Source organism: Nocardia sp. NPDC004260, from assembly GCF_053603155.1.
The window spans coordinates 98843-123801 of the sequence record NZ_JBSGEZ010000008.1; the positions used below are offsets into that span (position 1 = coordinate 98843).

Genomic DNA, 24959 nt, shown 5'->3' on the forward strand with positions numbered 1-24959 from the left:
TCCGGCTACCGGCGTCATCGGTGCCGCTCGAGACCGGCGGATGACGTGAGCTCGGATCAGACGGAATCGAGATAGAACCGCAGACTCGCGATGCCATCGCCATCGGTCGCGAACTCCACGACCGCGACTCCCGGTACCGCGCCGAGCCGCACACTCGCCGTGACGGTGCGTCCGGCGGCGATCACCTTGCTCCAGCGCATGTTGCGCGCTCGATTCGTGAACTCCTCCACCGACACCGGTGTGCCCGCGGGCAGTTCGATGTCGACCCGCTGCCCGAGCAGCTCGCGCACGCGGCTGAGGTCGGTGCTCGCCGCGGCGGCGAAAAGCCTTGTGGTAGCTCGCTTTCCGCGACGACCCACGCCGCCGAGCGCTCGCAGCATGCCCAGCGCCCCGCCGACGCCCTGGTTGACGATCAACTGCGGTCCGAGCTTCAACGCGGCGGCGAGCCCGGGCAACCCGGTGCGCAACAGCTGCCAGATCATGCCCGCCAGCTCCCAGTGCGCGGCCAGGTAGGCGATCTTCCAGACGCCGTCCTGTTCCACCAGCCGGTAGCGCAGATGCATCGGGACCGAGACGGTGGCGCCGGTCGACATGGTGGTGACGATGGTCAGGTCGCGCAGCACCGTCGGCGGATGGACCAGGTCGCGGTCGACCCGGAACGCGATGGTGTTCGGCCCGATGAAGGTGTCGTAGAAGCGTTCGATGGCGGCGCGGCCGACGTGCGGGCGCGAGCCCACCGGGTCGTTGACCTCCGCGTCCTGGGCGAACAGGCCGACCCACGCGGACTTGTCGTGCGCGGCGACCGCGAGCGGCGAAGCCTCGACGGCCGTCAGCAACGCTGCGCTCGAGTGATCCAGCGGCATGGCAGAACCTCCGTCGACGTGAGCGGGACTCGACACATGGTAGAACAAGTTCTAGTTTTGGCGTCGCGTTACGGTGTGTCCGCGCCGGTCGCCTCCGCACGACAAGGGAACTCGATGGACTGATCCACCGGGGCCCTGCGCTGCTCGCGAAGCTATCGAGCCAGCTGGACTGCATCGGACCAACTGCTTGCGGGTAGTGTCCTGTGTTTTTTCGGAGAGTTTGGCTAAAACGATGCGAAAACGCTGCGGCTGGGCGATTTCGGGCTACAGTCGGGTCATGGGTATCGAGTACGCGAGCGTCATCGATCTACCCCGGTCCGAGGTGTTCGCCTGGCACGCGCGCCCCGGCGCCATGACCCGTCTGGCGCCGCCCTGGCAGCCGGTGTCGCCCCGCGCCGAATCGGACTCGCTCCGCGACGGGCGGGCGGTGCTCGGACTGCCCGGCGGCCTGCGCTGGGTGGCCCGGCACGATCCTCGTGAGTACGACCCGCCGCGCCGATTCGTCGACGCGGTGACCGTCGACGGAATCGGGTCGCTGCCCGCCGGCCTGCTGCCGTGGCGGCACACCCACGATTTCGAGGTCGTCGACGAGACGCGCACCCGGGTGGTGGACCGGGTGGACGCGCCGGTGCCCGCCGCGGTGCTGCGCCCCATGTTCGCCTACCGTCACCGGCAGCTCGCCGACGATCTCGCGGCCCACGCGCGGGCGGCGGGGGCGGGGTTCGTGTCGAAGACCGTCGCGGTGACCGGAGCATCCGGCACGGTCGGTTCGGCACTGGCCGCGTTCCTGTCCGCCGGCGGGCATCGCGTGGTGCGGCTGGTCCGGCATGCACCACGCGCCGCGGACGAAAGACAATGGGCCACCGCCGATCCCGCGCCGGATCTGCTCGACGGCGTGGACGCGGTGGTGCATCTGGCGGGCGCTTCCATCGCGGGCAGGTTCACCGAGGGGCACAAGCGAGCCATCGCCGACAGCCGGATCGGACCGACCCGCGCACTCGCCGAAGTGGCGGCCCGGGCGGCGGTGCCGGTGTTCGTGAGCGCTTCCGCGATCGGCTACTACGGCGCCGACCGGGGCGACGAGGCGCTGACCGAGCAGTCGGCGCGCGGTGCGGGCTTCCTCGCCGACGTGGTCGAAGGCTGGGAGGCGGCGACGGCGCCCGCCGCGGAGGCGGGGGTGCGGGTGGTGCGCGTGCGCACCGGAATCGTGCAGTCCCCGCGCGGCGGCACGCTGCGGCTGTTGCGCCCGTTGTTCACGGCCGGGCTGGGCGGGCGCATCGGTGACGGTCGGCAGTGGCTGTCGTGGATCGGGATCGATGACCTGATCGACGTCTACCACCGGGCGCTGTGGGACACCAGCTTGTCCGGCGCGGTCAATGCGGTTGCCCCGCAACCCGTTCGGAACGCGGAGTACACTGCGGTCCTCGCGAGCGTGTTGCATCGGCCCGCACTGTTCCCGGTGCCAGGGTTCGGTCCGGCGCTGCTACTGGGGAGCGAAGGGAATCGGGAAGTGGCTTCGGCCAGCCAGCGTGTCGTGCCCGCGCGGCTGACCGAAGCCGGTCACCCGTTCCGTACCCCGGCCCTGGAACCGGCGCTGCGGCACCTGCTCGGCAGGCCCGTGGACTGACCTCGGCGACACCGAGGGGACGCCTGAGGCGGTTCTGGGTCCGGCCGGATGTCGTTCATGGGCGAGTGCGCCTCCGGTCGGTGGCCGCAGCCGACGCGAGGCGTTGCAGACGAGGGCCGAATGGTGTTACGGCGCATCGCTGCCGACGAGTGGCGACAGCTGGGACGGCGGTGCGTGTGCTCGATCATCGCCCGTCTTCCTACTGTGGCGCTGCGACAGCGATATGCCTCCTCGGTAATGCATCAATTCTGCATCGAGTAGTGGGAGAAGGATCGGTGGCGTCAGTCGTCGATCGGCTCCCACATGATCTGCGCCGGAGAACGATTCGCAGCGAGTGTTCCGTTCCGGCGTATCTCGACGCACCTCAGGCGAGCAGGTCGGCGGCGTCGAGCAGGCTGCCGACACGTTCCACGCCGTCGGGGAGGAAGACCGCCTCCCAGCCGGGGCCGCCGACCAGGACTCGGGCCCCCGCGTCGAGGCACGCGCGCACCGCGGAGGTCAGCGCGGTGGACTCCTGCTGCGACCACAGCAGCACGGCGGCGGGGTTTTCGAACCGGGCCAAGGTGTCGGCGAGCGCGGCGGCGGGCACGTCGGCGCCGAGCATCCGCGCCCCCACGCCGCGTTCGGCGAGGGTCGCGCGCAGCACCTCCAGCGGAAGCGAATGCGTTTCCCCGCTGGTGCAGGCGAGTACCACTGGCGTCGTGCCGACGGGCGCCGACGGCGGGTTCGTCCGGTGCAGCACCGAGATCACGCACCAGGACAGCAAGTGCTCCACATCGATGCAGCCCTCTCCGCTGAGCTGGCGGTCGACGATGTCGGCGAAAGCCGGTCGGCACAGCAGATCCCAGGTGTCCACCACGCCGAACGCGCGGACATGCGCTTCGATCCGATCGGAGACCGCGGTGGTGTCCAACGCGAAGGCCGCCTCCAGCAACGATTCGCGGCGCCCGAGGGTGGGCGCGGGCCCGCGCACCGCGGCGGCCGCACCCGCCGGGCTCGCGCCCGCGCGGATCAGGGTCAGCATCCGCTCGAGCATGGCGATGTCGGCCTCGGTGTACAGGCGGTGCTTGCCCGGGCGGTGCTGCGGCGGGCCGATGTCGTAGCGGCGGTTCCAGCTGCGCAGCGTCGCGGTCGGGATACCGAGGCGTTCGGCGACCGCGCGCACCGTGTATCCGGCCGCGTCGGACACGGGGACGGGACCGGCGGGCATCGCACTATTCTGCCCGCCGCCGGCGACATTCGTTCCACCCGGCCGGTCGACGGGTCCGCGCGGTGGCGCCACGTCAGCCTCGATCCCGGGCCGGACGGTCGCGCGTGAGCCGGCGGGCTGTCGCCGGGAGACGGGGCGCTGTCCGCGGTGTCATCGATCCTCCGGGAAGAGCTGTTTGCATCAATTATGCATCGTTCTATGCTAGTGTGGTTAGCGTCGCCGATTTCCGAGGAGTTAGCGTGCACCGTCGCAATCTGCTGCGTACGTCCACCCGCCTGCTCGTCGCGGCGGTGTCGGCCCTGTCCGTCACGGCGCTGGCGGCGGGCGGCGCCTCCGGGGAGCCCGGTCAGGTCGCCGGGCCCGCGCCGGTGCCGCGCCTCGAACTGGAGCGGTATCTGGGCACGTGGCGTCAACTCGCCGCCATCCCGCAGTACTTCAACCTCGCCTGCGCGCGGGACACGCAAGCGAACTACGCACTCGATCCGCAGGGGAACATCGCGGTGCGCAACACCTGCACCACGTGGGCGAACACGCAGAACGAGATCAACGGCACCGCGGTGGTCAACGATCGGGAGACCGGGGCGCAACTGCACGTCAGCTTCCCCAGCGTGCCGACCCAAGACGCCTTGGACGGGCCGACCAATTACATCGTCACCGCGCTCGGCCCGGACTATTCGTGGGCGGTGGTCACCGACCCGAGCCGGGCGTCCGGATTCGTCCTGGCTCGCGCGGCGTCGCTGGAGGCCGTTGCGTGGCAGCAGGTGCGCGCGGCGATCACCGCCGCGGGCCAGAACACCTGCCTGTATCTGACCTCACCGACGACAGGCGGTGAGTCGCGCATCGTCCCGCTCTGCGCGGGGTGAACCGGCGTGTTCGGCGCTCGCGAGGGTCGCGTCGCGCGGTATGGCTGAGCCGCCCGATGCCGTCCCGGCGCGGCCCTCATGGGCGCCGAGCACGACCGCACCGTCCGAAGGAGGCTCGAGAATGACCATTCGTGCCGCATGGCGGGAGCGTGCGCGGTGACTGTCACGATCGCTTTGTTCACCCGCGACCTGCGGGTGCGAGACAATCCGGTGCTGACCGCAGCGCACCGGGAGAGCGCCGCGGTGGTGCCGCTTTTCGTGCTCGACGACGCCATCCTCTCCGGCCGCTTCGCCGCGCCCAACCGCGCCGGGTTCCTCGCCGCCGCCCTCGCCGAGTTGGACGACGAACTGCGCGCCATCGGCGGCGGCCTGGTCCTGCGCCGCGGTGACGTGGCCGCGGAGGTCGATCGCTTGGCGGCGCAGGTGCGCGCCGCGCGCGTGCACGTCGCCGCCGACGTCAGCGGCTACAGCCGCCGGCGGGAACGCGCGCTGCGCGAGCTTCTCTCCCGCCGCGACTGCCTGCTGCACACGCATCCCGCCACCGTCACCGCCGCCGATCCGGAGACGCTGTTGCCCGCCACTGGTCGCGACCACTTCGCGGTCTTCACCCCGTATTTCCGGCGCTGGTCCGAGGCGCCACAGCGCAAGCCGCTGGGCAAGCCGCGTAACCTCACGGTGCCGCGGGTGTCCGGCCTGCCGCTGCCGGACGCGGCTGAGCTGTGCGCGGCTCCGATGTCGCCGCAGCTCACGGTGGGCGGTGAGACGACGGGCCGGAAGATCCTGCGCGACTGGTTGTCCGGGCCGGTGGAACACTACGCGCGCGACAACGACGACCTCGCCGCCGACGCCACCTCACGGCTGTCGCCCTACCTCCATTTCGGCTGCTTGTCTCCGGTGGAGCTGGCGCACCGGGTCGACATGTCGACCGAGGGCGGCCACGCGTTCGCCAGGCAGCTGGCCTGGCGCGACTTCTACCACCAGTTGCTGGCCGCCCGCCCGTCCGCGGCCTGGTCGGACTACCGCCCCCGCCCGATCCGCTGGCGCGACGACCAGCAGGCGGTCGACGCCTGGCGGGACGGGCACACGGGGCACCCGGTCGTGGACGCGGGCATGCGGCAGTTGCGCGCGGAAGGCTGGATGCACAACCGGGCACGCCTGATCACGGCCAGTTTCCTGACCAAGTCGCTGCGGGTCGACTGGCGGGTCGGAGCGGAGCACTTCCTGCGCTGGCTGGTGGACGGCGATCTGGCGAACAACCAGCTCAATTGGCAATGGGTCGCGGGTACGGGGACCGACACCAGGCCGAACCGGGTGCTCAATCCGCTGCGCCAGGCGCAGCGCTACGACCCGGACGGCGCGTACGTCCGGCGCTGGATTCCGGAGCTGGCGCACCTACCCGGCGCGCGCATCCACCGACCGTGGCGGGAAAACGTCGATCCGGCGGACTATCCGGCGCCGATCATCGACGTCGTCGGGATGTAGTGCGGCCGAGTCACCCGGACAGCTCGTTCGGCGGCTGCACGACGAGCACGGCGTCGGCGACCGACTCGAAGGCTCTGATCACGTTCTCCAGTTCGTCGCCGACCTCCCGCATCCCGGCGATCGCGGTCAGATCGTCGATGTCGAAGTACCACCGTGCGAACAAGCGGCGGAACGCGTCGTCGGCGTCGCTCGCGAGCCACCGGATCTCGGCGCGATAGCGCGCCGCCCCGACCGGATTCCACGGTGCCGCGAACGATCGGGCCGTGTTCCGCCCGCATTCCTGGACGATGCCGATGATCTCGGCGAGTTCGTCCGCGAGCGCCGTCACGCGGTGCCGGTGGGCGAGCTCGGCTGTCGTCGCGAGGTGGACCACGACATCGCGCAAGGCGCGGGTGAGATCGCAGTCCGGCTCGCCGGGCAGCTCGCACGCGATGTCCTCGGCGAGTGTCGAGAGCCGAGCGTGTACCGCGTCGGGAACGACGGGGAGCATGTCGAGCATCGCCGCGGCTCGCCCGACCGTATCCGCCGCACGCCGAGAACAGTCGTGCGAGTGTCTCCGGGCCAACGGTTGCGACGATGTCACAGGTGCTCCTGACGGTCGATCGAAAGGTCTGCGGCGACGTTCCGCCTCGCGGTCGCGACCGGTGCCGCGACACAGATGATTCGAAGAGCGAGGACACGCGAATCAAGCCGCCTCGACCACATACGTTCCCGCGTGAGCTTGGCGAATCCCGTTCGCGCGCGTTTGAATTGATGTGTCGAGGATTTGCCATGTCCGAGGAAAGGGGCCTGTCATGGGCACCGTCGAAATCGCGATCACCATCGGCCGCATCGTGGACACCCTGCAGAAGGCGCTGATCCTGCTCATCCTCTGAGCGGCTCGTGTTTCCGGGCCTGCCGACGAGGGTTGCCCGGGAATCACGGAGATTCGCCGGATCGTTCTCCCGGTCGATCAGTCGCCGTGCACCGACCGGTGGAAGTCCCATGCGTCGGAGACGATGTCGGCGAGGTCGGGGCGCTGTGGCTTCCAGCCGAGCCGGGTCCCCGCCTTGCCGCTCGCGGCCACGCAGACGGCCGGGTCACCCGGCCTGCGCGGGCCGTAGTGGACCGGGAAGTCGCGTCCGGTGACTTCGCGCACCGTGTCGAGCACCTGCCGGTTGGAGTACCCGCTGCCGTTGCCGAGGTTGTACACCTCGTATTCGCCGGGACGGATGGCCTCCAGCGCCAGCAGGTGCGCGGCGGCCAGATCGGCCACATGCACATAGTCGCGGATGCAGGTGCCGTCCGGCGTCGGGTGGTCGGTGCCGTAGAGGGTGAACGAATCGCGTTGTCCCGCAGCGGCTTGCAGCAGGATCGGGATCAGGTGCGACTCCGGCTCGTGCCGCTCGCCCAGGTGTGTGTCACCGGTGACGACGGCGCCGGATGCGTTGAAGTAGCGCAGCGACGCCGCGCCGAGTTCGCTCGCGCCGCACTCGCCCGCGATCATCAGGTCCACCGTCGCCTTGGTCGCCGCGTACGGGTTGGCCGGACGCACCTCGGCGCTTTCGTCGAAGGGTGTGCTGCCGTCGCCGGTGTACATCGACCCGGTGCTGGAGAAGATCAGGCGCGGGGTGCCCGCGGCGCGAACGGCGCGCAACAGGGCGAGCGAGCCTTCGATGTTGTTCCACCAGTACTTCTCCGGATTCGCGACCGATTCGGCGACCTCGATCTTGGCGGCGAAGTGCAGCACGCCGTCGAAGCCCGCCGCCGGGGTGAGCACGTCGGCGACGCGGTGGATCGACAGCTCGTGGAACGTCGCGCGCGGCGGAAGGTTCGCCGGGAAGCCGGTGGACAGGTCGTCGAGAATCACCACTTCATGGCCCGTGTCGACGAGTTGATGCGCGACGACGCTGCCGATGTAGCCGGCGCCGCCGGTAACGAGAAGCTTCACGAATGTCCTCTCCTGGGGGTGGCTGGCGGAAGATCTCAGAGTAGGCCGTGACGAGGGCGCCGCTGGCCGGGTCTGGGTCCCGAACCATCATCGCGTCCGAGCCCGGCCGGGGAACGCTGTCGAAGCTGTGAATTCGCTGGAGATGTCGATCCGGTTGTCAGCTATTTCCCAGCGCAGTATCGGGCTCCCTCGAGATCCCGGGCCGAGGATCTTTCTCGCGGTCGAAGTCCGGCCGATGGCCCCACGGGCCGATACCAAGGAGAACGAGTATGAAGGCGTTGAAGTCCAAGGTGGTGAAGGCCGCGGTGGGTCCCGCTGCCCTGAGTCTTTCGACACGCCGCCGATCAGGTCGATTACCTCGCTGGTAATCGACCTGATCGGCGTTGTGGGCGAGGCTCGGGAGCATGGTGACGAACAGCACGCGGCGAAACCGCTCCGCACTGACCGGTGCGCTGCGCGGCTTGGCGCTCGGCCGGGTCGCGCTCGGCTCGGCCGCGCTCGTGGCCCCGCGGACGCTGACCACGGCGCTCGGCGTGCGGCCCACGCCCGAACTCGACTACATGACCCGGATCTTCGGCGCGCGGGCGATCGCGCTCGGCCTCGGGTATCTCACCGCGCCCGCCGAGGAGCTGCCGCGCTGGCAGCGCTTGGCGTTGCTGGTGGACATCCTCGACACGACACACGGCGGGGTGCGCGTCCTGCGTGGCGACGTTCCCCGGCCGACCGCGGTCGCACTGGTCGCCCTGACCGGCGGGTACATGCTCGTCGGCGCGACCAGGCTGGCCAGGGATCTGCTGTGAATGTCTTTGGCACACTGGTGCGATGGCGACCGTTGTGGCATTCCACGCGCATCCCGACGACGAGACGCTGCTGACCGGCGGGACGCTGGCCGAACTGTCGGCCGCCGGGCACCGGACCGTCATCGTGGTGGCCACCGACGGCCATATGGCCGATCTCGACGGCCGGAAGGCGCTGCGGCTCGATGAGTTGGAGGCGAGCGCCGCCGCCCTCGGCGTGCACCGCGTAGCGCACCTCGGTTACGCCGACAGCGGGCACGGCCCGGTGCTGTACGCAGACCCACCCGACCGGATGCGATTCGCCCGCGCGGACCCCGAGGACGCGGCGCGTCGGCTGGCCGCGATCCTGCGCGAGGAGAACACGGAGATCCTGCTCAGCTACGACCGCAACGGAGGGTACGGCCACCGCGACCACATCCGCGTGCACGAAGTGGGTAAACGCGCGGCCGAATTCGCCGGGGTAGCGCGCGTTCTGGACGCCACCCTGCCCCGCGATGGTTACGCACGTCTCGTGCGTTCGCTGACGCGGCTGGGACTTCCTTTCCGCTACGACTTATCGGTGCTCGACTCGTTCTACAGTCCACGTTCGGCGATCACCCATCGAATCGACGTCTCCGCCCAAGCCGCCCGCCGCAAGACCGCTCTGGCCGCCCACCGGTCCATCATCGAGGGCTCCAGCCGCTTCGCGGCCATCGCGAAGGCGCTACTCCGCATGCCGACGCCGGTGCTCGCCCGGGTGATGCGCTGGGAGTGGTTCGCCGAAGAAGGCGCTACCTCGACCTCGGGAACTCCGCTCGACGACATCTTCCGGCCCGCGTCCCGCTGAGCGGTGTGCCCTCGGGTTCGCGACCCACCGCGTTACTTTGTGCGATTGCGCCGACAAGATTTCTCGAAGCAAGCAGCATTCGATTCCGGCGCGGGTCGTGCTGCGCGGGCTGTGCCGACTCGATCCGGACGAGCGCCGCTGGGACGCGTTGAACCCGGGCTCTCCCAGCCGGTGGCTGCCCGCGCGTCCACGGGAAGCCGACCGGTGTTCGACGGTTACGCCAGGTGAGCGGTGAGGTTCGGTGCGGAAGCCTCCTTCGCGGCGGCTCTACTGCGCTGGCATGCGCTCACCTACGGAGCGCGTATCGGCGGGTTCCCGAGGCAACACCACGGTGAAGGTCGCACCGCTGCCCGGTTCGCTGTCGACCGACACCCGTCCGCCGTGGGCCGTCACCAGGGCTTGGACGATGGACAGACCGAGGCCGGTGCCGCCGCTGGTGCGAGTGCGTGAGGCGTCCGCGCGATAGAAGCGTTCGAACGCCCGGGCGGCGGCCTCAGGAGACAGGCCGGGGCCCGCATCGATCACGTCGACCCGGACACGATCGGGGGCGGCCGTGAGCCGCACCGTGATCGGCGTTTCCCGCGGGGTGTGGGTCAGGGCGTTGCCGAGCAGGTTGCTCAGTATCTGGCGCAGGCGGGCCTCGTCGCCGATGACGTCCATGGTTCCCTCGCCGTCGCCGACTGCCAGTGTGATCGGGCGATCCGGCGCGTCGGGCGAGGGTTTCTGGCGGGCGGCGATGGCCCTGGCGTTGTGCACGGCGTCGCCGGCGAGGGCGAGCAGGTCGACGGGTTTGCGCTCCAGCGGGCGTTTCTCATCCAGTCGCGCCAGCAACAGCAGATCTTCGACCAGCAGACCCATCCGCTCGGCCTCGGCCTCGATCCGGCCGACCACCATCCCCGCGTCGCTGCTGGCGCCCTGACGGTACAGCTCGGCGAAACCGCGGATCGTGGTCAGCGGCGTGCGCAATTCGTGGCTGGCGTCCGCGACGAAGCGGCGCATCCGCGTCTCCGAGCGGCGGGCCGCTTCCTCCGAGGCCTCGGTGGCGGCCACGCCGTGCTGGATCTGCGCGAGCATCTCGTTCAACGACCGCGCCAGATGATCGACCTCGGTGTCGACGCCGCGCACCGGGACCCGCCGGTGCAGGTCGCCGCCTGCGATCGCCGCCGCGGTCTGCTCCACCTCGCGCAAGGGCCGCAGGCTGCGCCGGATGACCAGGTAGCCGACGGCGCCGAGGGCAAGCAGTGCCGCCGACCCCGTGCCGATCTCGAAGAAGATCAGCCGCGATACCGTCTCCTGGTTGTCGGTGAGCGGCAGGCCGATGGTGGTCGAGCCGTACTGGTTGGTGGTGGTCAGTACGCGCCAGCGCACCGAGGAACCGTCCGCGGAACCCACCGTCTGCGGGGTGTGGGCTTTCGCGCCGCTGAGATCCGGGTTGCCCGCGGCGCTGTTGGCGCCCGGTAGGTCCTGATACACCTGCCCGTCGGCGCCGGTACGCAGTTCGAAGAACCGGCGCGGCTGCTCGCCCGCCGACCTCGGCTGCACCGGCAGGGCCGGAAGATCGGCCGGAAGCCATTGCACGCGACCGTCGCCGGTGGTCACTTGGCGCATCGGACGCGGCTCCGCCCACTGCCGTGCCGCGTCGTAGAGCTGCTCGTCGGTGCGCTGGGTGAGCGATCGGCTCAGCGCCGAGGTCACCGCCGCGCCCGACGCGAACAACGCCGCCGCGGTCAACAGCAGCAGCACGATCACCAGCCCTATCCGCAGCGGGACCGCCGACACTCGCCGCGCGAGTTTCTCCCGTGCGCTCACGTCCGGCTCACCTGCGGTTCGCGCAGCACGTATCCCACGCCACGCAGCGTGTGCAGCAGCTTCGGTTCGGAGGTGTCGATCTTGCGCCGCAGGTACGACACATACGACTCGACCACGCCCGCGTCGCCGCCGAAGTCGTAGCGCCAGACGTGGTCGAGGATCTTCGGCTTGCTCAGCACCTTGCCCGCGTTGACCATGAAGTACCGCAGCAGGGTGAACTCGGTCGGCGACAGCGACACCGGCGCGCCCGCTTTCCACACCTCGTGGCTGTCGTCGTCGAGCACCAGGTCGCCGACCGTCATCCGGCTGGCGTCCTCCTGGATGGACTGTATTCCGCTGCGGCGCAAGATGACTCGGAGCCGAGCGATGACCTCCTCGAGGCTGAACGGCTTGGTCACGTAGTCGTCCGCGCCGAGGGTGAGGCCGGTGAGCTTGTCGTCGACGTCGTCGCGCGCGGTCAGGAAGAGCACGGGGGCGTCGACCCCGTCGGCGCGCAGTCGCCGCAGCATCCCGAACCCGTCCATGCCCGGCATCATCACGTCGACGACGAGTGCGTCCGGCCGGAAGGTGCGCACGCGGTCCAGCGCGTCGGTTCCGCTGACCGCGGTGGCCACCTCGAAGCCCTGGAACCGCAGGCTCACGGCGAGCAGCTCGATGATCATCGGTTCGTCGTCCACGATGAGGACGCGGGCTTCGGGTTCGGTGCCGGTCATGATCCCATGATTACGCCGCAGGCACGGAGCGACCTGCGAGCAAGCTGGGTATTTACTGGGAGCCGCGCGGGCGCGGACACGCGAACGGAGTATCGCCGCGTCGTGCGACGCGGCGATACTCCGTCGGCGGGGATCGGAATCGTCAGCTGGTGGGTGCGGTCAGGTCGTAGACCGTGACGTTGCCGACCGTCTTCGCGGTGTAGTGCGCCTTCACCCATTCGGTGATCTCGTCCGCGGCCGACTTCTCGTCCCCGGAGCCGGGCCGCATGCCCTGCCCCTGCGCGATGAACCAGTGCACCTCCCCATCGGCCACGTACTGCTGGAACCGAGCCAACGTCGGCGCGTCGTCGCCGCCGCTGAAGCCGCCGATCGCGATCACCGACGTGCCGGTGCGCAATTCCAGGCTCGACGCGGTGCCCGAGCCGATGCTCGCCGCCGACCACCGGCTGTCGGTGTTCTCCAGCAAAGCGTTCAGCTCGGCGTTGTCGGCGCTGCCGCCCGGTCCACCGCCTCCGGGAGCGCCGCCCGCGGGTGCCCCGGCACCGGTCGGCACGCCGCCGTCGGCGGCCATGTCCCCGGTGGGCAGTTCGCTGCCGGTGGGAGTCGCGCGGCCGGCCCCGGACGCTCCGCCGGTGGCCTCGGCGCGGCCGTCGTCCGCTCCCCGGCCCGGGCCACCGGCTCCGCCCGCACCGGGCCCGCCCATGGAACCCGCCTGCGCGGGTCCGGAGGTGGGGATGCCGCCGCTGTGCGCGTGGGTGACCGTTTCGACCGCGTAGGCCGTCGACCCGGCGAATCCGGCGAGCAACGCCGTGGCCGCGATCGCGACGGCGATCCGGCGCGACCGGTGCGTGCCGACCAGCAGCGCCACCGCGGCGATCGCCGTCGCGGCCACTACCGTCCAGCGCAGCCACGGCAGCCAGTCCGGCGTGCGGTTCAGCAGAACGAAGGCCCAGGCGCCGGTGACCGCCGACAGCAGTGCCAAGGTGATCCTGGCCGCCACGTGCCCGCGCCGCCGCCACAGTTGCGTCACCGCGATCGCGGCGACACCGGCGACGCCCGGCGCCAGGGCCACCGTGTAATACGGGTGGATGATGCCGCTCATGTAGCTGAAGACCAGGCCGGTACCGAGCAACCAACCGCCCCAGAGGATCAACCCCGCCCGCAGCCGATCGGTGCGCGGTGCGCGGCCACTCAGCCAGAGCCCGGCCACCAAGCCGATCAGCGCGCGTTCGCTACTGAAACTCGCTCCCGAACTGCAGGAGGCGCTGCGCGCCGGTGAACTTGCGGTACGAGTTGCCCGAGGCCTCGCCCAGGTTCCCTGGGAGGAACAGGTCGCTCGGTGGCATGCTGAGCAGGAAAACGCCGGGAAGAACCAAGAGAGGGCTGACGCCCCGAAGCCAGGGCCCAAACTCCGCCCAGCAAGCGCCCCGCGCATCGTCAAGGCACTGAGCCGGTTTGAACCAGAACCGGCGATCCTGGCCGAGGCGCTAAGCGACTACCTTGACGCAGGGCAGCTCACCCAGCTCCTATCGGCACTCCAGGCAACTCGCTGAACCGCTCGGCCGCCGCGAACCGGCGTTCTTTACCGCGGTAAAGAACGCCGCTGTCTGGCGGTGGTTGGCGGTTCACGCTGAGGCAGGGCGGCGCGGGACCGCTACACAGCTCGAATCGTCGCGCACAATCTCTCCGGACGAAGGGAGCTCGCGTGAGTCGTGATAAGTGGCCCGATGACGTTCGTACGGCGGCACTGACGCTGATGGCGCAGCTGCACCACCAGCGGCCGGACGCGAGTCGCCGCCTAGTGTGCATGGAGGTCATGCGCCGGATGGACCCGGCGCCAGCACTACACACACTGCTGTACTGGGCACGGGCCTACGCGGTCTTCCCGCGACGCCCACAGTTGCGGTCGGTGCGCTACGTAGAGCCGGTCGCCTCCGAAACCCTTGACGTGGAACCTCTGGACATCGACGAAGGCGAGGAGCTTGAGGAGATGGAGCCGCCCACACTGGCGAATGACGACGACCTCGCGGGTGCGCTGCGGGAGAAAGCGTTCGACCTGCGCGTCGAGTTGCGGAATCTTGTAGCTGCGGTCGAGGGGGACGATGACCTCGAGGTGCTGCAAGCGGCCGATGAACACCTGCTTGCCGTGGAGAGCCTCCTCCGATCTTTGGGCGAGCAAGTGCGTGGTAAGCCGCCTGTCCGTCGGGCTATCGCCGGATAACTCTCTCGAACAGGGGGCCGATTTCCGGACATCGCAGCGAGGGCATCCATCGCATGTGCATACCGGAGTAGCATTCGGGTATGGCGAGGAAGCGGCAGACCCGCAAAGTGACCGTGACCGTGCCCGAAGAGGTCGCGGCCACTCTCGACACCTGGCGCGAGGGCGGGACGATCGAGTCGGTGAGCGCGTTCGTCGCAGAGTCGATCCAGGCAGCTGTCGATCGGCAGAAGTCCCTGTCCACCATCGAATCCGTCTACGGCGGCCGCCCGCCGTTGGAGATGATCAACCGCGGCCGTGAGCTGTTGGGCCTGCCGCCACTGTCGTCTGACGAGCACCCTGCTGCCGGCGCCGCATGAGCGCAACGGCCCTGTCCGGGGTCGTGCTCGATCTGGCCGCTGTGCGTGGCTGGTGCCGCCGCGACCCGTATCCCCACGCCATCACCTGGGCGACCGTCGAGTCGGGCAACACCATCGTCGTACCCGCCGCCGTGCTGACCGCCGCCTACGCGCTGATTCCGTCCGACCAGCACGACATCCTCGCCGCCCTGGTGGGCATGCCACACACGCTGGTGGCCGCCTGCGACGAGGCCTCCGCTGGTGACATCGGCACCTTGCTGGCGGGGAAGTCGAACGCCGACGCATTGTTGTCGGCGGCGCACGCTGTGCGCGAATGCCTCTCGCGTCGCTGGCATGTGCTCACCGACCGCTCCGACGTGCTGCTCGACATCGACTCGGGCACGCTGACCGACACCATCCCATAGAACGAACCAGCGGCATGATGCGAGGCGAGGACATCCGGGCAGCCCGGAAAGCGAGGGGATGGTCGATCCCGATTCCTCGTCGCGGCCTTGATCGAGGCCGCCGACCGCGACGGCGTCCACCTGATGACCCCGGCCTCGCTGAAGACGTCGGTGTCGCGGTGGGAGAACGGCCACGTCGTACCCGACCACCTGTACTCCAGACTGCTGGCCACGGTGCTGCATCTGCCGTACGCCGGCGACCCGCTCGCTCGAGGACGTGAGTATCAACGCGACGTCGCCGCCGCGATCACCGTGCTCGACGGGCTGGCCGACAGCGACAGCGGAAACGATCCGGCCCTGGTCACCGCGGGAGCGATCACCAGCATGGGCGCCTCCCAGGTCGTGACCGGGTACCTGTTCGCGCAATCGCCCACCCTGACGGTGGAGCCAGACGACCCCGTACACGGAGTCGCGATCGCCACCCGGATCCGATACACGGTCTCGACGATGATGTCGATGGACTTCGCCCGCGGTGGTGGGCACGTGCGGCGCACACTGCTGCAGTTCTTCCGCACCCAGGTCGTGCCCGAGCTGCACGCCGTGCATCCGCAGCGGGTGCGCCGCGAGATCTTCTCCGCCGCCGCCGAAGTCGTTCAGCTACTGGGCTGGAGCGCCTACGACGCCGGACGCCACCCCGCCGCGATCAGATACTTCATCCAGGGCCTTCGCCTCGCCGAGGAAGCCGGGGACATGCGGATGGGCGCCCGGCTGCTGGCCAACCTGTCTCATCAGAGCAATTTCGTCCACCGCTTCGACGACGCGGTCATGTACGCGCGGGCGGCGCAGTCCGCTCTGCGGGGACACGGAACACCCAGTGTCGAGGCCATGTGCGTGATGATGGAGGCGCGCGGGCTGGCCAGCCTGGCCGATCGCAAGGGCACCGCGACCGCGATCCACCGCGCCGAGCAGCTGTTCGAACGCCGCCACGGCGACGAACCGACCTGGATCGGCTACTACGACCCCGCCGAACTCGCCGGCGACGCCAGCCACTGCTGGCGCGATCTGCAACTCGTACCCCAGACCCGCACCTTCGTCAGCGACGCCCTCACCGACGACACCCCACCCCGGACCCGGGCGTTCATCCAGATGGTCTCGGCCGAAGCATCGCTGGCCGCTGGTGACTGGGAGGACGCCGGGGCACTGGCCGCGGCCGCCGTCGTCAATGGCAGTGACCTGCGGTCGGCACGATACCTCCAGTACCTGCACGATTTTTACGGTCGGCTGCCACCCAGCGCTGGCCAGCACCCCACGCTCGCCGAGTTCGTCGACCTGCTGAACACCCGATACCCGGCCATCGTCAAGCAGTAAGCTTTGTGATGACATGGCCGATCGCTTCTGGCCTGCGGGGACAATGCAGCCGGACAACAGCAACTGTCTTGTCGTCGTGGCGTTTCGAGCGTGGTCGGATCTTCGCCGTTGGGGTCGGCTGACTCCTCCCAGTGCCAGCACACTGTTCGAGAAGCACTTCGAGAGCGACGCTGTCCATGTCGACATCCGCCAGGAGACACCGAGTTCGGCGACTATACGATCGTCTATGTCCAAGATCAACCGGATCAGTATTTCATGCGCGGCGGGGGTGCATGTTCAAAAAATTATGAAAAGTGTTGTGCCGCAATTCAAACCAATTGTGACGAATGATTGTTACATTGCCTGCGGCCCAACTATGTGGAACTGGGTACACCCTCGTAGGGTGATACCGCAATGCTTGAATCCCCATTTGTGGGAATATTAATAATATAATTCCATGGAAAACTCGACTCCGTGGGGTAAAATTAAAAACCAGAGTGGCCCCGCCGAAAATTCTGCCGATCAACCCCGTATGAAGGGGGGCAGGCTACGTGTGGCCCTCAACGGGAACTGGGGTTACCTGTGGGCCGCAGTTGGAAGCCTGATCACCTTCGCCTTGCTGTTCCGGCCGTGGCTCACCGTATCCGGTCCCAACGGCAAAGCCGAAACCAACGCATTCGGCCGCATCAACGCCTCTACCCGATACCTGACCGTCTGGTCGTCGACGAAACCAATGTCTTTAGCTCACATCACCGGTTTCTGGGCGCTCCTGACCACCGCCGCCATCATCGTCTGTGTGCTCACCGCGATGACCAATCTTCGGACTCGCAACAAAATACTCGAGCGCACGACAGCGATATCCTCAGTGGCAGTAGCGATCTTCACGATCTGCACCCTGCTCTACATCAACAGCAAAGCGCCCGAACTCAAGGAAATGACCTCGCGCCGATGGGATTTGGGCGGGCAGCTCGGATCAGTGATGTCATGGGTGTTCGGCAACGACAAACTGCCGTTCCCCGGCATCAGCGAGACCCGCTACGCAACCTCCAGCCTCACCCTCACGGCCATACTTGCTTGCTTCACCTCTATCGGCGCGGCCCTGGCCGCCAGCATCCAGCATATTCTCACGGGCACCACCAAGCCCTTCCGCTTACCCTGGCCCCCTCCACCATCAGACCCCGACACCGACGGAACGTAGAACACGCAGCCTAGATCATTCGAAGCGCAACCTTGCATCAGCCAGACCACCGTGGGCAGCCCGGCTCTCACCGATCGAATCCGTCCCACAGGTGATCGCGGTCGTAGAAATCGGCGAGAGCGCTCCGGTCGGTGAGCCCACGGAACGCGTGTTCCTTCTGCGGCGGCGGATACGGAATCCCGCTGTTCTTCGACGCCGATGACGCGGCCGCGCAGTACCCGTGGCTGGCCACACACGGCTGGGTCTACCGCCGAGGCGAGAACCTGCACTGGGGCAAACGCGCCGAGGCCGAAGCCGAACGCCGAGCACAGCTCTCCGCCACACTGCAGCCGTGACGACGCCGCTGTTGCTCACCGGCGCCCACGAGGTGTAGCTCTCCCCCCATGTGACGACGCATCGACTACCACCACGACCCGAACGCGCCCGCGGCCAACAGCGTCCGCCCGAGCGCCGGCGCTTTCGTCCGCCGCGGCGAGACCGTCCTGCTGATCTGCCGCAGCGACAACGGCAACTGGTCCATGCCCGGTGGCGCCCACGACCCCGGCGAATCCCTCAGCCACACCGCGATCCGGGAGACCCTCGAGGAAACCGGTGTCGAGGTCCGCCTCACCGGCCTGGTCGGCGTCTTCACCGACCCGCACCACGTCATCCACTACACCAGCAACGACGAAGTGCGGCAGGAATTCACAATCGTCTACCGCGCCGAACCACTCGCCGGCCAGCCCACACCCAGCAGCGAAAGCACCCGCGTCGAATGGGTACCGATCACACGGATCCCCGAGCTGCCGATGGACTCCAGCCAACGCAAACGCATCGACTGGGCATTGACCCGCACCGAACCCCATATCGACCCGACCCCCTCCTGAAAAAGGTCGACCGCGTCCTCGACCAACCCGGCAGCGTCCTTCCACCACGACACATCAGGCCGATTCTCGTCGAGCTGCGCCAGAACCTGCTCGACCACATGGCGCGGCCACCGACCGCCCCCGTAGCGCGCCTCCAGCAGCTCCCTGAGCTCGCGCGGATCGTGGAGTCGTTCACTGCCGCGGAGACCTTGATCGCGCGATGCAAATGCTCGGGAATGTGGAAGTTCAGATTCCTGATCGGCCCACCTTCCGGCGACAAATAAAGGCTGCTCACCCATTTGTCGGCTTCGGCCCGGATACGGGCGCTGCGGGCCTCATCGTCTTCGTCGCCCTTCACCGGTCGAATCCGTCCCACACGCGATCGCGGTCGTAGAAGTCGGCGAGAGCGCTACGTGGAAACTGGTGGTCCTTCTGTGGCGGATCCGGATCCAGGACGGTGGGGTGCTCGAGCGCGTGCAGCTCGCGCCGACGGGCAGCCTCGGCAATGTTCACGGCGCGCTCAGCGCGGTTACGGGCATCGACGAACAGGCTGTGCGCTTGACGGCTGAGCTGGAGCAGGCTATCGCTGCGCGCTGCGTGGTCGATCTCGGTGATCGTTCGGTGCACTTCGTCGACCAGCTCGGCGAGATGCTGCTGAATCTCCTCGATACGCCCGGTGTCCGGTGCGTGCCCGAGCTGCTTCAGATCATCGATGGTGTCGCCGATCCGCTTTTCCAGACTGCGCATTTCGCTGCTCCCCTCGCCTCCCTGCGGCCCGATCAGGCCTCGATCAAAGGGCAGAGTACGGCCACACACCAACAGTCGGGAGGTGTTCGACAGCCCGGGATGCCAGAGCACAGCTCAGCTCAGCTCAGATGCCTGGAGCCTGTCCGAGGCCCTCGCGCGCTGCGCGTGACGTCACATCGGGTTGTCGGCCTCAACGAACCCAAAGCAACGGCAGGGAGCCGAGGGAGGGTTCCCCGCCGTTGTTGCCGTCCGGGGCTACCCGAGAACCACCGACGACCTCACGATTCTAAGCCCGTCAGGCTTCACATCGGCAGAAGCGTACGCACACCCGACTGCAGCGCCTGCAGCGGTCAGAACCCCCGCCGGCAGGCCGCCTCAGCGATGCCGAGGCTGTTGGCGAAAACGTTCGGTGGCATCGACGAGCAAGCCCATGGCTTGGCGGCCGCGCAAGATCAGGTCGTAGCGACGCTCATCGTCAGCCGGGACCACTCGGCGCACTTCAGCGACCAGTTCGTCCAAGCGAGCATGCAGCTGCTCGATGCTCTTCGGATCCGGGACATGCCCGAGCTGCTTCAAATCCTCAATAGTGTCGTCGAATCGACTTTCCAGACTGGGCAACTAGGGCTCTCCTCGTCTCCCCGCGGCCCGACCAGGCCTCGATAGGCGGCCCAGAGTACGGCCAAGCACCGACAACCGCCGCACGCCCGATCCAGGCCTTCTGGTGCCCTCGCGACGGTGACACACTCACGGACTTCGTTTTGAAAGGATGCGGCCCGCTCAATGCTCAATCTGTGGTTATCATTCGGCAACTCCAGGTCCTTGCGGTTTCCCGCCTCAGTCGAGCTCTCATGAGAGGGGAAGGCAGTGGCTGCGTGGCGTGATGTGAGCGGAGGTCACGGTTTCGGCCGCATGATCGAGCTCGGTGTCGAGGCAGTGGTGAACAAGGTCGGCGGCCGCGCGGGATGTGCACCGTTGACCTGGGAGCTGTATGCGACCGACGACACCGGTGCGCTGGCCGTCAGCGGCACCACCTCCGGCAGGAACTATCGCGAGAAGCAGGTTCCCACGATCGTGCAGGCGTGGGCGGAGCTGCTGGGCTTGACCCGCGTCGTTCCGCCGACCACAGGCGGGACGAGTGAGTACCGAGGAGTGGTCGACGGTATCGAAGTCGAGGTCTGGGGCGTCATCGACAAACAGTTCTACGACCTCATCTCCGGCCTCGACTTCCCCGAATGACGATCGCCGCCGCGCCCCATCGGGCAACAACTCCCTCCTCCCCCCCCGAGACGACACACGCAAGCGAGCGCTGTCTGGATGGTGTAAGAAGACACAACCCCATCCCGCGTAGGCTGCCGTGCTATGGCATCAGAGGATCTGCAAGCGCAGGTGACCGCGCTGGAGGCGCAGGTCCGTGACCTAACCGGGCGGTTGCAAATCGCCGAGCAGGACGCCGCGGCGGCACGGGTGCTGGCCGGTGGAGCCGACCGGGACGTGACCACGATCTGTTCGGAGATCCGCGATTTCCGCCAAGCCACCCTGACCGAATTCACCGCCATACATGAAGATCTGGCCGACCTGCGCAATCTGATGAACACCCAGTTCACCGAGCTGCAAAACGGGTTCGCCGAGACACAGGGCAAGCTGGCCGCAGCAGCGTCCGGACAATCCCGGATCCTCACCCTGCTGACCACGCTTATCGAACGTGGCGACGGCCAGCAGCCACGGCTATAGGTGGGTCAGTACTCGCGCAGTCCGACCAGCGGAACCTTCCATAGGGGTACCAGTCCTGTTCACCACACCCACCACCCCGCGATCGTGGCGGTGATGCGCGGAGGGCGGCCCGGCCGGGAGGGGCAGCGGGTCAGCGTATGCCGAAGCGGCGCGCGCAGCTCGGCCAGCACGCGGCGCACCGCAGCCGGGTCGGCGTCGGTGAGCGCGGCCAAATCCGCCATCGAATAGTGGCCGCGCTGGGCGAGGATGCCACCGACCGCGTGCAGCACGACCAGATCATGGGCCTGGCGGGTGGTCGAGGCGAGTTCGGCGATCACCTCATCCAGCCACGGCACCTCACCGCATTCGGCGCATTCACGCTCGGCGCTCGACAGCACCGCGTCGAACGCTTCGGCGATATCGGCGTACACCGCACCGCGAGCGTCATCACGCCCCACACATCCAGCCTTGTCCCCCAGTCTCTGTGGTGCAAACAATGCAACCCAACCCACCACCCGCGCTGGCGACCCGCTGGATATGCGGTGGTTGTGGCTGGTGCCGCCCAAAGTGGTGATCTTCGGACTGATCATGGTGTTCTCGTAGGTTTCCTTCGTGCGACATCCACGTGCGGGCTCGTCGGCGTACCGATACCCGCGCGATCCCACACCAGCGCGCGACGGCGGGGTGAGTATCCGGACGCCGACGCGATGTTTGTGTCGGACTCCGCGGACGCCGCGACCGGCTCAAATGAGGCCGGCGACTTCTTGAGCGATGGCGGCGAGGCGGGTCTGGGCGGCGGAGACGACGCCGTGGCGGTTCTTGTGGGCCTCCTCGTAGGCGACGATCGCGCGGATGTCGGCGGGGTCGGTGAGTTCCTTCACCACGGCGACGACTTGGGAGACGTTGCGCTCGTCATAGTCACCGATCGGCAACTCGCGGGGTTCGGGGACCCCGCTAGCGCGCAGCGACCGCAGGGCATCAGCGGCGGCGCCAGCGCCTTCGCGGCGAGTGACCTGCTCTGCGGTCTCGAGCGCGGCGTCACGAGAGGCCGAAAGGGTTTTGACCGCGACATCACCCGCTCGCGCGCCTTGGGCCAGTAGCCCGCCGAGCACCGGTGGGGTGGCACGCACGGTGTCCAAGGCCCGGTCCAATCTCCGGGCCGACCAGGTGACCGGGAGATTGAACAGTTTCACCGCGGTCCCGGCGGCGGCCTGCAAGGGCGTGCGGCGCAGCGCGGCCGGCCCGCCGAGGGCGTCTTCGGCCAACACGGTGGTCAGCCAATCAACAGTCGCCGAGTGCGCGGTGATCAACCGCTCCGCCAAGGCCACGACTTCGGGCAGCTGGACGGTGGTCGCGAGGGCCTTGATGTAGCGGGCGCGGTCGACCAGTTGGTGTTCGAGAGTCAGATCACCGAGCAAGGCCTCATCGAACGGCACGGCCTGCTCGACCATCGCCTTGACCACCGCGGCAGCCTGACCCAGGAACGGGCCGACGAACTCCGGGACACCGCCCAGGTCGCGGATGGCCGCCTCGATGGCCTGCGCGCGGGCGCGGGCGTTGTCGGCGTTCTCGGACAGTTCCCGCCGCACCGCCTCGGTGCGGGCTTGCGCGATGCGGGTCTCGGCGACCTGGATCTCGGTGTTGGTCAACGACAGCACCGCACGCAACTGCGCCAGCAAAGTAGAGATATCCGGTGTGCTCATGCGAATCTCGTCCCTTCGGCGTGTGACAGCATCGGGTCGGCGCAAAAGTGCACCACTCCCCCGACTACCCACACCTACCGGTCGGTAACGCGTCCGGGGTCCGTGACCGCTTCCCGCGGAGTGCCCGACCGCATCGCGGGCAAGACATCACCGGCCTGCCACCACCCAAAGGGCGTGGCTCTCATCCAGCTTGGGGCATGGTGGTGTGGTATTTGAGGGCGCCCAAGGGAGCAAGTCGGTGAAGTTCTTCCAAATGCGCGGCGCTGAGCGAAGCGAGGGCTTCCTTGCCCGCGTCGGTCAGCGTGAGGCGCACCACCCGGCGGTCGGTACCCTCCCCTCGCCTGCGGGCGACGAGGCCGAGTTGCTCGGTGCGGTCGATCAGTTGCACCACGCTGTGGTGGCGGGTGGACAGATATCCGGCGAGTTCTCCGATGCTGGGCCCGACCGGGTCGGAATACCCGCGAATCGCCAGCAGCAACTGGTGCTGGGTGTCGGTGAGCCCGGCTTCGGCCGCCCGGCGCTCACTCCAGCGCAGCAGCTGGCGCAGCCCGCTGCGGAACGCCAACAGTCTCGCGTAGTCCTGGTCGGTGAGGGAGGCGGACGAGGGCTTCGACCCTTCCATCATAGAGTGATAGTATCACCACATGATATATGAGTGAGTGGCGACTACCCGGGCCGCGTTCCGCGACCGAGCGCAGGCCGTCCGGCTCGAGAGCCTCGATTCGCCACTACAGCGAAGGTGGTGGAGAACATGAGTAGTGAAACCATGATGAGTCGGCATCCCGACATCGTGGAGTTGCGGGAAAAGTACGAACGCGCTTCGGAAGCGCCGGACGCGCAGGCGGTCACCGGACTGCTGTTTCTGACCGGGCTGTATCTCGCGATCTCCCCATGGGTCGTGGGGTTCAACGGATTGTCGACCTTGACCGTCAACAACCTCGTCTGCGGTATCGCGCTGGCGATGCTGGCCCTCGGATTCGCCTCGGTGTACGGCCGCACCCACGGCATCGTCTGGGCCGCGCCACTGATCGGCCTGTGGACGATCCTCGCCCCCTGGATCGTCAGCGGCAACGTCGACACCACACGGACGATCTGGAACAACGTCGTCACCGGCGCCCTCGCGCTGCTGCTCGGGCTGGGCTCGATGTTCCTCGGGATAAGCCGCACCGGACGACTCACCGGCGAGACACCTCCGGCAAGCGCGACTCGAACCCACCGGCCCTCCACAATCCCGCCCGAAACAACCACACGATAGAGGATTCGTGCCCGCTCTGCCCGAGGGCGACGAGGATGCCGACCGCTCCTCGACTGAGTCTGCTGGCCGGTGGTCTCGTCGCCCTCGAGCGGAATCACGTCAACGGCGCGCGCACCTGATCAGCCTCGCATCCTGACCGGGGACCTTCAGAGACCACGCCAGGGTTCGGTCAGTCGGCCGGTGCGCAGTGTGCGGATCCGCTTGTCGTATTCGCTGCGGACGCGTGCGGAGTGATCGACGTTCTGCGACAACCAGCTGACCATCTTCACCTGCTGGATGGCTTGCAGGATCGGCCACCCGGACCAGGTGGTGATGTCGTAGCCGTAGCTACCCGCGAACGCGGCATAGTCGCGTTCGGAGAGCATCCCCATCGACGCTTCGGCCGCGGTCTTGGCCAGATCCCATTCCGCCGGCCCGAACGCGAACGCCTAGAGATCGATCAGCACCGCCTGGCCGTCGTCGGTGATCATGACGTTCTTCACGTGGGCATCGCCGTGCAGCGCGGTCACCGGCAGTTGGAAGGCCAGCGCCTCCAGTTCCTGCTCCAGCTCGCGTACTCGGTGCCGCAGGAAATCGGCGTCGGTGGCCGGGATCGGCGCGGTGGCCAGCCGCGCGGGAACGTGCCCGAATGCCTGCACGGCGGGGAGCGTCAGGCCGGCCGGCCGGTCGAGTTGGTGCAGTTGGTGCAGTAGCTTGCCGAGGATGCCGGTTTCGTCGAGGTCGGCTGCTCGCCCCGGGATCAACCGCCAGAACGTGACGGGGTGCCCGTCGATCTCGATGGGCTGGCTTCGATTGCCGATGCCGTAGGTCTGTGCGGCGGGGAAGCGCTGGTCAGCAAGCCAGTTCGCGACCGCGACCTCCTTGGAGGCGTCGTCCCAATGCTGCAGGTTGCGTGCGATGCGGACAACGACCGGCGCTGAGGCCAGCTGGTAGAGCATGTTCTCTCCCAGCCGGAGCATGACCGCATCGGCGGGATCCAGCCCGGCTGCCCGGCACGCTGAGATCAGCACTTTGTCGACCATGTCGGGCAGGAACGCGGATGCCGATGAGCGAGCCACGACGTCCAGGCTAGGG

General features: G+C 68.1%; 29 protein-coding genes. 15 read left to right on the top strand and 14 right to left on the bottom strand.

The features are described 5' to 3' along the window. Positions 1–56 precede the first annotated feature (56 nt). On the bottom strand, positions 57–863 hold the full coding sequence (locus tag ACWEO7_RS07435) for a nuclear transport factor 2 family protein (RefSeq protein WP_452421586.1): 807 nt from the start codon (positions 861–863) through the stop codon (positions 57–59). Between the two features lie 277 nt (positions 864–1140). Here ACWEO7_RS07435 and ACWEO7_RS07440 point away from each other — a divergent pair, with 277 nt between their 5' ends. After that, positions 1141–2490: a TIGR01777 family oxidoreductase gene (locus ACWEO7_RS07440; RefSeq protein ID WP_452421588.1), complete on the top strand. Its 1350-nt coding sequence runs from the start codon at positions 1141–1143 to the stop codon at positions 2488–2490. A gap of 364 nt (positions 2491–2854) precedes the next feature. Here ACWEO7_RS07440 and ACWEO7_RS07445 read toward each other — a convergent pair whose 3' ends face one another. Continuing rightward, entirely contained in the window at positions 2855–3700 is an 846-nt protein-coding gene (locus ACWEO7_RS07445; RefSeq protein WP_452421590.1) for a MerR family transcriptional regulator, read from the bottom strand. Positions 3701–3939: 239 nt separating this feature from the next. Between ACWEO7_RS07445 and ACWEO7_RS07450 the strand changes: the two genes are divergently transcribed. Next, the gene (locus ACWEO7_RS07450; RefSeq protein ID WP_452421592.1) at positions 3940–4563 is read left to right on the top strand and encodes a lipocalin family protein; all 624 of its coding nucleotides are present in this window, start codon (positions 3940–3942) and stop codon (positions 4561–4563) included. Between the two features lie 156 nt (positions 4564–4719). Then, positions 4720–6045: a cryptochrome/photolyase family protein gene (locus tag ACWEO7_RS07455; RefSeq protein ID WP_452421594.1), complete on the top strand. Its 1326-nt coding sequence runs from the start codon at positions 4720–4722 to the stop codon at positions 6043–6045. A 10-nt stretch (positions 6046–6055) separates the two neighbouring features. Here ACWEO7_RS07455 and ACWEO7_RS07460 read toward each other — a convergent pair whose 3' ends face one another. Both ACWEO7_RS07460 and galE read right to left on the bottom strand, forming a co-directional pair. Beyond that, positions 6056–6544 (bottom strand): hypothetical protein, encoded by a 489-nt coding sequence (locus tag ACWEO7_RS07460; protein WP_452421596.1) that lies wholly within the window; start codon positions 6542–6544, stop codon positions 6056–6058. A 453-nt stretch (positions 6545–6997) separates the two neighbouring features. Then, a complete protein-coding gene (gene galE, locus ACWEO7_RS07465) occupies positions 6998–7975 on the bottom strand; it encodes a UDP-glucose 4-epimerase GalE (RefSeq protein WP_452421598.1) in 978 nt (325 codons plus the stop codon). 404 nt (positions 7976–8379) lie between these two features. On the opposite strand from galE, the gene ACWEO7_RS07470 reads away from it, so the two are divergent. Beyond that, on the top strand, positions 8380–8775 hold the full coding sequence (locus ACWEO7_RS07470; RefSeq protein ID WP_452421600.1) for a hypothetical protein: 396 nt from the start codon (positions 8380–8382) through the stop codon (positions 8773–8775). 22 nt (positions 8776–8797) lie between these two features. Further along, complete coding sequence (locus ACWEO7_RS07475) at positions 8798–9598, top strand: PIG-L deacetylase family protein (protein WP_452421602.1); 801 nt, start codon at positions 8798–8800, stop codon at positions 9596–9598. A gap of 267 nt (positions 9599–9865) precedes the next feature. On the opposite strand, the gene ACWEO7_RS07480 is transcribed toward ACWEO7_RS07475, so the two are convergent. The 3 genes from ACWEO7_RS07480 to ACWEO7_RS07490 form a co-directional block, all read right to left on the bottom strand. Then, the gene (locus ACWEO7_RS07480) at positions 9866–11407 is read right to left on the bottom strand and encodes a sensor histidine kinase (protein WP_452421603.1); all 1542 of its coding nucleotides are present in this window, start codon (positions 11405–11407) and stop codon (positions 9866–9868) included. Further along, complete coding sequence (locus ACWEO7_RS07485) at positions 11404–12120, bottom strand: response regulator transcription factor (protein ID WP_452421605.1); 717 nt, start codon at positions 12118–12120, stop codon at positions 11404–11406. The genes ACWEO7_RS07480 and ACWEO7_RS07485 overlap by 4 nt, the downstream gene beginning before the upstream one ends. Before the next feature lie 142 nt (positions 12121–12262). Beyond that, positions 12263–13330, bottom strand: coding sequence for a hypothetical protein (locus ACWEO7_RS07490; protein ID WP_452421606.1), 1068 nt, complete (start codon positions 13328–13330; stop codon positions 12263–12265). 495 nt (positions 13331–13825) lie between these two features. Here ACWEO7_RS07490 and ACWEO7_RS07495 point away from each other — a divergent pair, with 495 nt between their 5' ends. The 7 genes from ACWEO7_RS07495 to ACWEO7_RS07525 all read left to right on the top strand — a co-directional run bounded on the left by ACWEO7_RS07495 (position 13826) and on the right by ACWEO7_RS07525 (position 18491). Continuing rightward, the gene (locus ACWEO7_RS07495) at positions 13826–14341 is read left to right on the top strand and encodes a hypothetical protein (RefSeq protein WP_452421608.1); all 516 of its coding nucleotides are present in this window, start codon (positions 13826–13828) and stop codon (positions 14339–14341) included. A gap of 80 nt (positions 14342–14421) precedes the next feature. Next, the gene (locus ACWEO7_RS07500; protein ID WP_452421610.1) at positions 14422–14697 is read left to right on the top strand and encodes a hypothetical protein; all 276 of its coding nucleotides are present in this window, start codon (positions 14422–14424) and stop codon (positions 14695–14697) included. Further along, positions 14694–15101, top strand: a complete 408-nt coding sequence (locus ACWEO7_RS07505; RefSeq protein WP_195133485.1) for a hypothetical protein — start codon at positions 14694–14696, stop codon at positions 15099–15101. The genes ACWEO7_RS07500 and ACWEO7_RS07505 overlap by 4 nt, the downstream gene beginning before the upstream one ends. An 87-nt stretch (positions 15102–15188) precedes the next feature. Then, complete coding sequence (locus ACWEO7_RS07510; RefSeq protein WP_452421612.1) at positions 15189–16448, top strand: hypothetical protein; 1260 nt, start codon at positions 15189–15191, stop codon at positions 16446–16448. Between the two features lie 436 nt (positions 16449–16884). Next, a complete protein-coding gene (locus tag ACWEO7_RS07515; RefSeq protein ID WP_355081081.1) occupies positions 16885–17625 on the top strand; it encodes a hypothetical protein in 741 nt (246 codons plus the stop codon). Positions 17626–17756: 131 nt separating this feature from the next. After that, positions 17757–17960, top strand: coding sequence for a hypothetical protein (locus ACWEO7_RS07520; RefSeq protein ID WP_452421614.1), 204 nt, complete (start codon positions 17757–17759; stop codon positions 17958–17960). Between the two features lie 60 nt (positions 17961–18020). Beyond that, on the top strand, positions 18021–18491 hold the full coding sequence (locus ACWEO7_RS07525) for an NUDIX hydrolase (protein WP_452421680.1): 471 nt from the start codon (positions 18021–18023) through the stop codon (positions 18489–18491). A gap of 333 nt (positions 18492–18824) precedes the next feature. Here the strand turns inward: ACWEO7_RS07525 and ACWEO7_RS07530 are convergent, their stop codons facing one another. Together ACWEO7_RS07530 and ACWEO7_RS07535 are read right to left on the bottom strand one after the other, a co-directional pair. Further along, on the bottom strand, positions 18825–19328 hold the full coding sequence (locus tag ACWEO7_RS07530) for a hypothetical protein (protein WP_452421616.1): 504 nt from the start codon (positions 19326–19328) through the stop codon (positions 18825–18827). Positions 19329–19592: 264 nt separating this feature from the next. Continuing rightward, positions 19593–19835: a hypothetical protein gene (locus tag ACWEO7_RS07535; protein ID WP_452421618.1), complete on the bottom strand. Its 243-nt coding sequence runs from the start codon at positions 19833–19835 to the stop codon at positions 19593–19595. A gap of 291 nt (positions 19836–20126) precedes the next feature. On the opposite strand from ACWEO7_RS07535, the gene ACWEO7_RS07540 reads away from it, so the two are divergent. Together ACWEO7_RS07540 and ACWEO7_RS07545 are read left to right on the top strand one after the other, a co-directional pair. Then, positions 20127–20453, top strand: a complete 327-nt coding sequence (locus tag ACWEO7_RS07540; protein ID WP_452421620.1) for a hypothetical protein — start codon at positions 20127–20129, stop codon at positions 20451–20453. A 123-nt stretch (positions 20454–20576) separates the two neighbouring features. Then, positions 20577–20948 carry a hypothetical protein gene (locus tag ACWEO7_RS07545; protein ID WP_452421622.1) on the top strand — a complete coding sequence of 124 codons (372 nt, stop codon included), beginning with the start codon at positions 20577–20579 and terminating at the stop codon, positions 20946–20948. A 59-nt stretch (positions 20949–21007) separates the two neighbouring features. Here the strand turns inward: ACWEO7_RS07545 and ACWEO7_RS07550 are convergent, their stop codons facing one another. The 3 genes from ACWEO7_RS07550 to ACWEO7_RS07560 all read right to left on the bottom strand — a co-directional run bounded on the left by ACWEO7_RS07550 (position 21008) and on the right by ACWEO7_RS07560 (position 23255). Further along, positions 21008–21385 carry a hypothetical protein gene (locus ACWEO7_RS07550; protein WP_452421624.1) on the bottom strand — a complete coding sequence of 126 codons (378 nt, stop codon included), beginning with the start codon at positions 21383–21385 and terminating at the stop codon, positions 21008–21010. Between the two features lie 285 nt (positions 21386–21670). Then, positions 21671–22630 carry a ferritin-like domain-containing protein gene (locus ACWEO7_RS07555; RefSeq protein WP_452421626.1) on the bottom strand — a complete coding sequence of 320 codons (960 nt, stop codon included), beginning with the start codon at positions 22628–22630 and terminating at the stop codon, positions 21671–21673. A 181-nt stretch (positions 22631–22811) separates the two neighbouring features. Continuing rightward, a complete protein-coding gene (locus ACWEO7_RS07560) occupies positions 22812–23255 on the bottom strand; it encodes a MarR family winged helix-turn-helix transcriptional regulator (protein ID WP_452421628.1) in 444 nt (147 codons plus the stop codon). A gap of 126 nt (positions 23256–23381) precedes the next feature. Between ACWEO7_RS07560 and ACWEO7_RS07565 the strand changes: the two genes are divergently transcribed. Next, on the top strand, positions 23382–23885 hold the full coding sequence (locus ACWEO7_RS07565; protein WP_452421630.1) for an SPW repeat protein: 504 nt from the start codon (positions 23382–23384) through the stop codon (positions 23883–23885). Positions 23886–24031: 146 nt separating this feature from the next. On the opposite strand, the gene ACWEO7_RS07570 is transcribed toward ACWEO7_RS07565, so the two are convergent. Both ACWEO7_RS07570 and ACWEO7_RS07575 read right to left on the bottom strand, forming a co-directional pair. Continuing rightward, positions 24032–24250, bottom strand: a complete 219-nt coding sequence (locus ACWEO7_RS07570; protein WP_452421632.1) for a hypothetical protein — start codon at positions 24248–24250, stop codon at positions 24032–24034. Positions 24251–24313: 63 nt separating this feature from the next. Continuing rightward, positions 24314–24943, bottom strand: a complete 630-nt coding sequence (locus ACWEO7_RS07575) for a phosphotransferase (RefSeq protein WP_452421634.1) — start codon at positions 24941–24943, stop codon at positions 24314–24316. Positions 24944–24959 lie beyond the last annotated feature (16 nt).

What these genes read in the sequence shown, in the direction of transcription:
- ACWEO7_RS07435 (WP_452421586.1), bottom strand. Translation starts at nt 863, where the DNA reads ATGCCGCTGGATCACTCGAGCGCAGCGTTGCTGACGGCCGTCGAGGCT.
- ACWEO7_RS07440 (WP_452421588.1), top strand. Translation starts at nt 1,141, where the DNA reads ATGGGTATCGAGTACGCGAGCGTCATCGATCTACCCCGGTCCGAGGTG.
- ACWEO7_RS07445 (WP_452421590.1), bottom strand. Translation starts at nt 3,700, where the DNA reads ATGCCCGCCGGTCCCGTCCCCGTGTCCGACGCGGCCGGATACACGGTG.
- ACWEO7_RS07460 (WP_452421596.1), bottom strand. Translation starts at nt 6,544, where the DNA reads ATGCTCGACATGCTCCCCGTCGTTCCCGACGCGGTACACGCTCGGCTC.
- ACWEO7_RS07470 (WP_452421600.1), top strand. Translation starts at nt 8,380, where the DNA reads ATGGTGACGAACAGCACGCGGCGAAACCGCTCCGCACTGACCGGTGCG.
- ACWEO7_RS07475 (WP_452421602.1), top strand. Translation starts at nt 8,798, where the DNA reads ATGGCGACCGTTGTGGCATTCCACGCGCATCCCGACGACGAGACGCTG.
- ACWEO7_RS07485 (WP_452421605.1), bottom strand. Translation starts at nt 12,120, where the DNA reads ATGACCGGCACCGAACCCGAAGCCCGCGTCCTCATCGTGGACGACGAA.
- ACWEO7_RS07500 (WP_452421610.1), top strand. Translation starts at nt 14,422, where the DNA reads ATGGCGAGGAAGCGGCAGACCCGCAAAGTGACCGTGACCGTGCCCGAA.
- ACWEO7_RS07505 (WP_195133485.1), top strand. Translation starts at nt 14,694, where the DNA reads ATGAGCGCAACGGCCCTGTCCGGGGTCGTGCTCGATCTGGCCGCTGTG.
- ACWEO7_RS07515 (WP_355081081.1), top strand. Translation starts at nt 16,885, where the DNA reads ATGGAAAACTCGACTCCGTGGGGTAAAATTAAAAACCAGAGTGGCCCC.
- ACWEO7_RS07540 (WP_452421620.1), top strand. Translation starts at nt 20,127, where the DNA reads ATGATCGAGCTCGGTGTCGAGGCAGTGGTGAACAAGGTCGGCGGCCGC.
- ACWEO7_RS07545 (WP_452421622.1), top strand. Translation starts at nt 20,577, where the DNA reads ATGGCATCAGAGGATCTGCAAGCGCAGGTGACCGCGCTGGAGGCGCAG.
- ACWEO7_RS07555 (WP_452421626.1), bottom strand. Translation starts at nt 22,630, where the DNA reads ATGAGCACACCGGATATCTCTACTTTGCTGGCGCAGTTGCGTGCGGTG.
- ACWEO7_RS07560 (WP_452421628.1), bottom strand. Translation starts at nt 23,255, where the DNA reads ATGATGGAAGGGTCGAAGCCCTCGTCCGCCTCCCTCACCGACCAGGAC.
- ACWEO7_RS07565 (WP_452421630.1), top strand. Translation starts at nt 23,382, where the DNA reads ATGAGTAGTGAAACCATGATGAGTCGGCATCCCGACATCGTGGAGTTG.
- ACWEO7_RS07570 (WP_452421632.1), bottom strand. Translation starts at nt 24,250, where the DNA reads ATGCTCTCCGAACGCGACTATGCCGCGTTCGCGGGTAGCTACGGCTAC.